Here is a 9,180-nt window from a genome sequence, read left to right as displayed (position 1 = left end):
CATCTCATAAGAGACTTTGTCTACAGCCTGAAACGAGCACTTTTACAGTGCTCGTTTTAATATTATGATTTTATATTTGGATTTATTTTTTCAAGTAGTTGTGGATCAAACACACCGCTTTTAATCATTTCAATTTCATGCTTATATGGGGGTTGTTTATCTTTTTTGTCTAAACCAACAAATGGTGTCTCTAAAATTTTCGGTAAATCTTTAAACGTTTCGTGATTGACGATATATTGTAATGCGTCAAATCCGATATGACCGAAACCATAGTTCTCATGACGGTCTTTTTTCGCGCCGACTTCGTTTTTAGAATCGTTCACGTGAACGACTTTAATACGATCGACTCCGATTGTTTTATCAAATTCATTGAGTACACCGTCAAAGTCATTTTTAATGTCATATCCTGAGTCGTGAACGTGACACGTATCAAACGTAACGCTTAAACGCTCGTTGTGAGTGACCCCGTCAATTATACGCGCGATTTCTTCAAAGTTACGACCGATTTCTGATCCTTTACCAGCCATCGTCTCTAAAGCGATTTGTACGTCGTGTTTTTCTTCTAAAACGATGTTTAAACCTTTAATAATCGATTCTATTCCAGCGTCTACACCCGCACCAACGTGTGCTCCAGGGTGAAGTACAATTTGTTTTGAACCAATTGCTTCAGTACGCGCGATTTCATTAATTAAAAACTCAACACCTAAGTCAAACACGCCTTCACGAGTAGTGTTTGCGATGTTTATGATATATGGTGCGTGTACGACGATGTCTTTCATACCGTACGCTTTAATGAGTTCTTGTCCTCTTTCGATATTTAACTCTTCAATCGGTTTTCTTCTCGTGTTTTGTGGTGCACCTGTATAAATCATAAATGTATTTTCACCGTAAGAATGTGCAGTTTCAACTGCGCCTTCTAACATTTTTTTACCATTCATCGGTACGTGTGATCCGATTAACATATTATCTTACCTCTTTTTATTTCTTCTTTTTTGATTTTGCGCATATTGTTTACGCTTGTCTTTTTTCAGTTGTTCTAGTTGTTGTTTCATTTTCTTTTTATAACCTGGTTTTACTTTTTTTGGTTTACGTACTTTATATGAAACATCCTCATCTAAGCGAACTTCTTTACGACGTCTCGTATCACGTTTGTTTCGCTTTTTAATCGGTTTAAGTTGACCGTTTATTAAGTCTTCATGTTCAAAAGTGAATCCTTTTTCTTCAATTTGATCGATTAAGTCTTCTTCGTTTGGATCATACAGTGTTATTGCAACACCTGTATACTCTCCTCGACCAACACGACCTACTCTATGAGTGAAGAATTCAATTTCTCTCGGGATATCATAATTAATAACGTGTGACGCTCCGTCAAAATCTAAACCACGTGCAGCTAAATCACTTGCTACGACGTAGTGATAATCTAGATTATGGATTTGATGAATCATCTGCTTACGTTCTCTCGGCTTTAAACCACCGTGGAATAACCCAACGTTTACCCCATTTTCTAAAAGAAATTCATATAACTCATCTGCACGTTCGCGTGTATTTGCGAAAATAAATCCTAAATACGGTGTAATCGATTGTGTCAGTTCTAATACTTTATTGTTCTTATCTTTACTACGAACTGGAATTAAACTGTAATGGATATTAGTTTTTTGACGTGTATTGTCAATTTCTAACACTTCTGTATGCGTTAAATACTTTTGTAAAAAGTGACGCAACTCATTTGGAATTGTCGCTGAAAACACTAAAAATTGTGCGGACGGATCCATCGCATTAGAAATTTGGTCAATCGTTTCTAAAAATCCTAAATCAATACTTAAATCTGCTTCATCAATGACGATTGACTTTGCTTCTGACACTTTTAAACTCGATGAATGAATGAGTTCTATTAATCTATTCGGAGTACCAATCGCAATATGCGGACTATTCTCAGCACGTGTTTTATCTCTTTCGAAATCTTTACCACCGATAAATAATTTCGCTTCAATTTTAGGGAAAGATTCTAATATATCCGTTGTCATATTATAAAGCTGACGTGCTAACTCTCTTGTTGGTGCGACTATAATTGACTGTACTTTCTTTTCATCCACTTGAATGTTATTAATAATCGGTAATAAAAACGCATGGCTTTTACCACTACCCGTTGAGCTTTGAACGATAACATTACTTCCTTTTAAAATTCTTGGAATAACTCTTTCTTGAACGAGAGTCGGATGAGTAAAGTGAATGTTATCAATTGCTTCAAGCATACCTTCTTTAAAATTAAATCTTTTGAATGCGTTCATATTCTCACCTATTTCTATTTTAACTCGCACTATATTATACATGAACATCGACTTTTAAGATACCACTAGTGATTCATTTGAATTCAATTAATAATGATATATAATCAATGAAGAGGAGGCATCTGAATGGATATAATTAAAATTTCACCACGTGGATATTGTTACGGTGTCGTCGATGCAATGGTTATTGCCAAAAATGCATCTCTAGATAAGACATTACCTAGACCGATTTATATATTAGGGATGATCGTTCACAATAAACACGTGACTGATGCATTTGAAGATGAAGGGATTATCACATTAGATGGTGAGAATCGCTTAGAAATATTAGAACAAATCGAAGAAGGTACCGTAATCTTTACTGCACATGGTGTGTCACCAGAAGTAAAAAGACGCGCAAAAGAAAAGGGATTAACGTGTATTGATGCGACGTGTCCAGATGTTCAATTTACCCACGATTTAATTTCGAACAAAACAAAAGAAGGTTACGAAGTGATATATATCGGTAAAAAAGGACATCCAGAACCAGAAGGTGCAGTCGGTGTTGCACCAGAAGAGGTCCACTTAATCGAAACGATTGAAGACATTCAATTACTTCCAAATCGTTTACATGATAAAAAACTAATCGTCACGAACCAAACGACGATGAGTCAGTGGGATGTTCAGCATATTATGAATGCATTAAAAGAAGAATTCCCACATATCGAAGTTCATAGAGAAATATGTATGGCAACACAAGTTCGTCAAGAAGCGGTTGCAGAACAAGCAAAAGACGCAGATCTTTTAATTGTCGTTGGAGATCCAAAGAGTAATAACTCTAACCGACTCGCTCAAGTTTCAAAAGAAATTGCACATACGAATGCGTACCGTATCTCGTCACTCTCTGATTTAAAACTCGAGTGGTTAGATGGAGTTGAAACAGTAGCGGTGACTGCAGGTGCTTCAACACCAACACAAATTGTTAAAGAAGTCATTGACTACTTATCAAACTACGATAAAGAAAATGTAGTAGAGCCAACTTCTACTGTACCTAGAGAAAAAATATTGCCAAATATTAAAAATCCAAAACCAGTTAAAATACTAGACTAACTTATACGGCTGTATTGTTACAGCCGTATTTTATTTTTAATGAACAGATGAACTAGAATTAAACATTGCATTATTCAACACTATTTCTGTATAATTATAACCATCATTAACTAACGAGGTGAATTTATGGAGAAACAAGAAACAAAACAAAAGTTTCAAATGCCACACATTTACGTTATTCTATTTATTATTATCTTGCTTGCATCAGTAGCGTCTTACATTATTCCAGCAGGTACATTCGATCGTGAAGAAGTAAATGGAATTAACGTAATTATTGCAGATACGTTCCACTATATCGACCAAGCACCGGTTACTTTCATGGAATTTATGACAGCGATTCCAAGAGGAATTCAAGAAACTGTTATTATCATATTCGGTATTTTAGCAATTGGTGCGATGTTTGGTGTCATTGAAAAAGCTGGAATTATCGATGTTATTTTAAACTTCCTAATTAAAACATTTGGAAACAAAGGTTTACTTATCGTTCCTGTAATTTCCTTTGTACTTGCACTATTCGTTGCGATGACAGGAATGATTGAAGCATCACTCATTTTCTTACCAGCATTGCTACCCCTATTTTTAAAATTTGGGTATGACCGTATTGCATCAACAGCAATTATATTAATATCAACTGTCATTGGATTTGCTTGTGGTTTAACAACTGCTGCAAACGTCGGTACAGCACATACGATTGCTGAGCTTCCATTATTCTCTGGTCTATGGTACCGTGCAATCGCATTAGTAATTATGCTCACTGTTGGTATTATCTTTGTCAGTCGTTATATTAAAAAAGTACAAAAAAATCCAGAGGCTTCACTTGTTACAGATAACGTTGACAATAGTGAATTTGTAAAAGAAAAAGTCGAATATCCAAAATCAGAGACAAGAACAGTTATTGCAACATTCGTATTAATTGTTTTACTCGTTTTAATGGCATTTATGATTTTCCAATATAAATGGTACTTCTTAGAATTAGGTGGTTACTATATCTTTAGTGGTATTTTAATCGGTCTAATTGCAGGATTAAAGCCATCTAAAATTGCTGAATATATGAATGACGGTATGCGTATGATCTTACTCGGAGCATTCATCGTTGGGGTTGCGAGAGCAATTTCTGTAGTCTTAGCAGATGGTATGATTATGGACACAATTGTATACGGATTAAGTAAAATCGTAGTACTTTTACCTGAATCAATAATTCCAGTTGCAATGATGGTTGTCCAAGGGTTAATTAACTTCTTAATCCCTTCAGGTAGTGGACAAGCAGCTGCGACGATGCCTATTATTATCGGAATTGTCGACTTAACAGAAATGACAAGACAAACTGCCGTACTTGCATTCCTATTTGGTGATGGGTTCTCAAATATTTTCTACCCAACATCAGGATACTTCATGGCAGCATTAGCAATTGCAAAAATTAAATATACAGACTGGATCAAATTCATTTGGCCGTTACTAATTATTTGGTACACAATCGGTGCGATATTACTCGTCATCGCGTACTTCATCAACTACGGTCCAATGTAATAACAAAATCTCTTAAGTGAAATCACTTAAGAGATTTTTTAATCCTCAAATTTTAATGAACAAAAACAATTAATAATGTATAATTAAAATGAAATAAATAACTAGAACTTAGTACTAATAATAACTTTAAATTAATAAATATATATATTTAAAAATATGATATTGGAGGTACTAGTTATGAGGTACAAGTTACTACTATCACTACTCGCCCTTTCGATTATTATTGTCATTAGCGCTTGTTCAACAAATACTAATGATGAAAGTAAAAACGAAACAAAGAACCAAGCAACAGAGAGTGAGACAGCAACGAAAGAAATTGAGCTCGATGAGGATGGCAATCCTGTTCCGTTTAGCTCCGTTTTAAAAGACTTAGACAGCTATTCTGAAGAAGAGCAAGCACTTATTAATCGCGGTAGAGAGTTAAGTGACCACACTGCTGATTTATTACCAAATAACGTTGGCAACAGATTATCATGTGCAAGCTGTCACGCTCAAAGCGGTATCGGTGACGCTGTCAACATGATCGGAGTCACAAAACGATTCCCACAATACTCTAAGCGTGAAGGTCGAGAAGTTACGTTAGAAGAACGTATTAACGGTTGTTTCATCAGAAGTATGAACGGTACTGAACTCGATGAAGATTCAGAAGAGATGAAAGCATTTATTGCCTTCTATGAATATATCAGTGATGGTGTTGAAGGCGAAGAATATCCATTTATGACTACTAAGTTAGCTTCTGAAGAACTACCTGAACCAAACGTGAGCAATGGTGAAGCTTTAATGGAACGTTTTAACTGTACAACATGTCACGGTGATCCACTTGCTGACAATGCACACTTAACTGGACCAGCATTATATGGAGAACATTCATTTAATGATGGTGCTGGAATGGCTAGATTACAACAAATGCATGGTTACTTAAAACGCTACATGCCGCTCGGTCAACCTGGTACTTTAACTGACCAAGAAGCAGCAGACCTTGCTGGTTATTTACTCATGCAGGATCGACCAGAATTTAAAGGTGAAAACTTGTTCCCTGAAGGAAAGCCAGATGACTACTTCAACAAAGAAACACGTGAAAAGATTAAAAACGGCAAAATGAAATGGACTGACTTTAAAGCAGTTCAAAAATATAACGAGAATAATTAGTAATGAATAAAGCAGATGCGTCGGCATCTGCTTCTTTTTAATAAATAAATGGATTCGTATTGATGTTTGTTGCTACTACTTTTAAATCTATTTTTTCAGCTAATTTATTTTTTAATCCGTCGATCATCATATATTCTAAATAATGTCCAGCATCGATTAAATTAAATCCTTCTTCTTTTGCATCGAATGCTTCGTGGTATTTAATGTCTCCAGTTATGAGGCAATCTGCTTGTCTCATCGCTTGAGAGATAAAGCTCGCACCACTGCCACCAACTATCGCAACACGCGCTAATTTTTCGTCATTACCTTTTACGACATTAACGATTGGTGTCTTTGATGATGTCTTTATTTGTTTAACTAAAGCATCCATTGTGCCGTTAAATTCAGCAACTACACCGAGACCGTTACTTGTTGGTTTTGTAATCGTAAATACGTCATATGCTGGCTCTTCATATGGATGTGCTTCGATCATTTTTAATATTTTATCCGTACTTCCGTCGAATATTGCTTCAATGATGACTTCATCTACGTACTCTAATTCATTATGCGTTCCAATTGTAGGATTAGCATGTTCATTTGGTCTAAATTGACCTTGAACGTCATATTCAAAGAAACATTCGCTATAGTCTCCTTGATTACCAAATCCAATGTCGCTTAACTCCTTTTTAAACGTTTCTTTATCTTCTTTAGGAATATTCACGCGTAACTTGTATGATACCTCATCATGTCGAATTAAAGGAGATATGACTTTTAGACCAAGAGTTTCTGCAATCATAACACTTACCCCATCATCTTGATGGTCAAGGTTTGTGTGCATTGCGATTAAATTCATATCATTTTTTATAAGGGTTTTTATAATTTTTGATTGATAACTATCATCGAGCTTAGAAATCTTTGGAAAAATGATTGGATGATGCGCGATAATTGTATTCACATTTTCATTAAGTGCCTCATCAATAACGTCTACATTACAGTCAAGTGTCGTCATAATCCCTGTGACTATATTATCATTTGAACCAACGAGAAGACCGACGTTATCCCAGTCTTCAGCATCTTTAAACGGTGCAACTGTATTAAGAACTGCCATTAACTCTTTAATATTCATGATTAATCACCTGATTAATTAAATTTATGTCGTTCGTAATCTCTTCTAACTTATCTGTTTTTTTACTCGATTGTTCAATTTGACTTTTAATATGCTGTAGGTGTTCTTTATCTTTTTGTAATTTTAATAAAAAAAGATCTGTTCTATCTTTTAAATTGATAGGTCCAAATTTAAACTCTAAATCACTCAAATCGTCTTCACCATATTCAAATACGATGAGTTCATAAAATTTATTATTATAGAAGTTTATTTCTTCAGAGATAATTTTATAGTTTAAATTGGCCATCTCACGCCTAACAGATTCACCATAAACATTTGAGCTTACTACAAACCTCGGCGTATTATTTAAATAACTTATGCCTTCTTTTATAATAGACGCGATTAAAGGACCGCCCATACCACAAATCGTAATAGTATCAAACTGTTCATCTTTTTGAATAACAGATAAACCAGACCCTAGTCTCACATCGATTTTATCGTCAAATTTATATCCTTTAACATTCGATTTTGAGTTTTCAAACGGTCCTTTAACAACTTCACCTGCTACGGCATATTTAATTTTGTTTTGTTCTATTAAATAAATAGGTAAATACGCATGGTCACTACCGACGTCTAACAATCTTTCTCCAACAACGTATTTACTTACTGCTTTTAGTCTCGTGTCAATCATTATGTTCACCTAATTTAAAAAAACTCCTACATCAAATGTAGGAGTTATAATTTCAATTATTTATTACTTAGTAAAGAATTCATAAATTGCGTCGATTTCTTCATCTGAAATTTGACTTTCAGAGAACGCTGGCATTGCAGTTCCTTCAATACCATTTCTAACATCTTTAACAAATGTTTCTTTGTCAACGCCAGTTCCAGCTAAAGCAGGACCCATACCACCAGAGAAGTCTTGACCGTGACAAGACGAACAGTTATCTTTTGCTACGCTTTCACCATCAGCATCTCCAGAAGATGCGTTATCTCCGTCTTGTTGTTCAGTTCCGTTATCAGCAGTATCTTCACCATCATCAGTAGCTCCGTACGAAGAAAGTAAGAATACAAGTCCGACACCTAGGAAGATGATCAGTAAGAATGGGATAATTGGATTCTTGTTCATTAAATTTCCCTCCCCTTATAATTAGCATATTCTTATTCAATTGTATACTACTTGCAAGTAAATTCCAACGAGTTTTTTTAGTAATTATACACTTTGTTCACAATTAATCCATAAAATCTTTAAGTTTTTTAGATCGAGATGGGTGACGTAGTTTTCTTAACGCTTTCGCTTCGATTTGACGTATACGTTCTCGTGTCACTCCAAACACTTTACCAACCTCTTCTAACGTACGAGTACGTCCGTCATCTAAACCAAAACGAAGACGTAATACATTCTCTTCACGGTCCGTTAACGTATCAAGTACATCTTCTAATTGATCTTTAAGCATTTCATATGCTGCGTGGTCTGATGGACTTTGTGCTTCAACGTCTTCGATGAAATCACCAAGGTGAGAGTCATCTTCTTCACCAATCGGAGTCTCAAGAGAAACTGGTTCTTGTGAGATTTTTAAAATTTCTCTCACTCTATCAGCTGTAATGTCCATTTCTTCTCCAATTTCTTCAGGTGTTGGTTCACGCCCTAAATCTTGAAGTAATTGTCTTTGAATACGAATGAGTTTGTTAATCGTTTCAACCATATGAACAGGGATACGAATTGTTCTCGCTTGGTCAGCAATCGCACGCGTAATCGCTTGACGAATCCACCACGTTGCATACGTAGAGAATTTAAACCCTTTCGTAAAGTCGAATTTTTCAACAGCTTTAATGAGTCCCATATTACCTTCTTGAATAAGATCAAGGAATAACATCCCACGACCGACATAACGCTTAGCAATACTCACTACAAGACGTAAGTTTGCTTCTGCTAATTTATTTTTAGCCTCTAAGTCTCCCTCTTCAATGCGTTTTGCGAGTTCAACTTCTTCTTGAGCTGTTAATAGATCTACGCGTCCGATTTCTTTTAAATACATACGT

The 9,180-nt window shown here is 35.4% G+C and carries 9 protein-coding genes; 3 read left to right on the top strand and 6 right to left on the bottom strand.

The window, feature by feature from the left end; genetic code table 11:
* Nucleotides 1-62: 62 nt before the first annotated feature.
* Together HMPREF3029_RS07330 and HMPREF3029_RS07325 are read right to left on the bottom strand one after the other, a co-directional pair.
* Nucleotides 63-962, bottom strand: coding sequence for a deoxyribonuclease IV (locus HMPREF3029_RS07330; RefSeq protein WP_068128293.1), 900 nt, complete (start codon nt 960-962; stop codon nt 63-65).
* Between the two features lie 6 nt (nt 963-968).
* Entirely contained in the window at nt 969-2,288 is a 1,320-nt protein-coding gene (locus HMPREF3029_RS07325) for a DEAD/DEAH box helicase (protein ID WP_070710284.1), read from the bottom strand.
* Between the two features lie 126 nt (nt 2,289-2,414).
* Between HMPREF3029_RS07325 and HMPREF3029_RS07320 the strand changes: the two genes are divergently transcribed.
* The 3 genes from HMPREF3029_RS07320 (at nt 2,415) to HMPREF3029_RS07310 (ending at nt 6,053) form a co-directional block, all read left to right on the top strand.
* On the top strand, nt 2,415-3,377 hold the full coding sequence (locus tag HMPREF3029_RS07320; protein WP_070710283.1) for a 4-hydroxy-3-methylbut-2-enyl diphosphate reductase: 963 nt from the start codon (nt 2,415-2,417) through the stop codon (nt 3,375-3,377).
* Nucleotides 3,378-3,503: 126 nt separating this feature from the next.
* Nucleotides 3,504-4,904: a YfcC family protein gene (locus HMPREF3029_RS07315; protein ID WP_070710282.1), complete on the top strand. Its 1,401-nt coding sequence runs from the start codon at nt 3,504-3,506 to the stop codon at nt 4,902-4,904.
* Between the two features lie 177 nt (nt 4,905-5,081).
* Nucleotides 5,082-6,053 carry a c-type cytochrome gene (locus tag HMPREF3029_RS07310; protein WP_070710281.1) on the top strand — a complete coding sequence of 324 codons (972 nt, stop codon included), beginning with the start codon at nt 5,082-5,084 and terminating at the stop codon, nt 6,051-6,053.
* A 37-nt stretch (nt 6,054-6,090) separates the two neighbouring features.
* On the opposite strand, the gene HMPREF3029_RS07305 is transcribed toward HMPREF3029_RS07310, so the two are convergent.
* The 4 genes from HMPREF3029_RS07305 to rpoD form a co-directional block, all read right to left on the bottom strand.
* Nucleotides 6,091-7,158, bottom strand: a complete 1,068-nt coding sequence (locus tag HMPREF3029_RS07305) for a Nif3-like dinuclear metal center hexameric protein (RefSeq protein ID WP_070710280.1) — start codon at nt 7,156-7,158, stop codon at nt 6,091-6,093.
* Complete coding sequence (locus HMPREF3029_RS07300; protein WP_068128283.1) at nt 7,148-7,828, bottom strand: tRNA (adenine(22)-N(1))-methyltransferase; 681 nt, start codon at nt 7,826-7,828, stop codon at nt 7,148-7,150. The genes HMPREF3029_RS07305 and HMPREF3029_RS07300 overlap by 11 nt, the downstream gene beginning before the upstream one ends.
* A gap of 63 nt (nt 7,829-7,891) precedes the next feature.
* Entirely contained in the window at nt 7,892-8,266 is a 375-nt protein-coding gene (locus tag HMPREF3029_RS07295; protein WP_068128282.1) for a c-type cytochrome, read from the bottom strand.
* A gap of 103 nt (nt 8,267-8,369) precedes the next feature.
* Nucleotides 8,370-9,180 (bottom strand): RNA polymerase sigma factor RpoD (rpoD, locus tag HMPREF3029_RS07290; protein ID WP_070710288.1); only part of this gene is annotated, 811 nt, incomplete at its 5' end.

The sequence above is a fragment of the Nosocomiicoccus sp. HMSC059G07 genome (genome assembly GCF_001815515.1).
Taxonomy (GTDB): Bacteria; Bacillota; Bacilli; order Staphylococcales; family Salinicoccaceae; genus Nosocomiicoccus; species Nosocomiicoccus ampullae_A.
Note: the sequence above shows the minus strand (reverse complement) of the source record. Positions and strands in the feature narration are given on the sequence as shown.

Coding starts and splice junctions, on each gene's coding strand:
- HMPREF3029_RS07330 (WP_068128293.1), bottom strand. CDS start 962: ATGTTAATCGGATCACACGTACCGATGAATGGTAAAAAAATGTTAGAA.
- HMPREF3029_RS07325 (WP_070710284.1), bottom strand. CDS start 2,288: ATGAACGCATTCAAAAGATTTAATTTTAAAGAAGGTATGCTTGAAGCA.
- HMPREF3029_RS07320 (WP_070710283.1), top strand. CDS start 2,415: ATGGATATAATTAAAATTTCACCACGTGGATATTGTTACGGTGTCGTC.
- HMPREF3029_RS07315 (WP_070710282.1), top strand. CDS start 3,504: ATGGAGAAACAAGAAACAAAACAAAAGTTTCAAATGCCACACATTTAC.
- HMPREF3029_RS07310 (WP_070710281.1), top strand. CDS start 5,082: ATGAGGTACAAGTTACTACTATCACTACTCGCCCTTTCGATTATTATT.
- HMPREF3029_RS07305 (WP_070710280.1), bottom strand. CDS start 7,158: ATGAATATTAAAGAGTTAATGGCAGTTCTTAATACAGTTGCACCGTTT.
- HMPREF3029_RS07300 (WP_068128283.1), bottom strand. CDS start 7,828: ATGATTGACACGAGACTAAAAGCAGTAAGTAAATACGTTGTTGGAGAA.
- HMPREF3029_RS07295 (WP_068128282.1), bottom strand. CDS start 8,266: ATGAACAAGAATCCAATTATCCCATTCTTACTGATCATCTTCCTAGGT.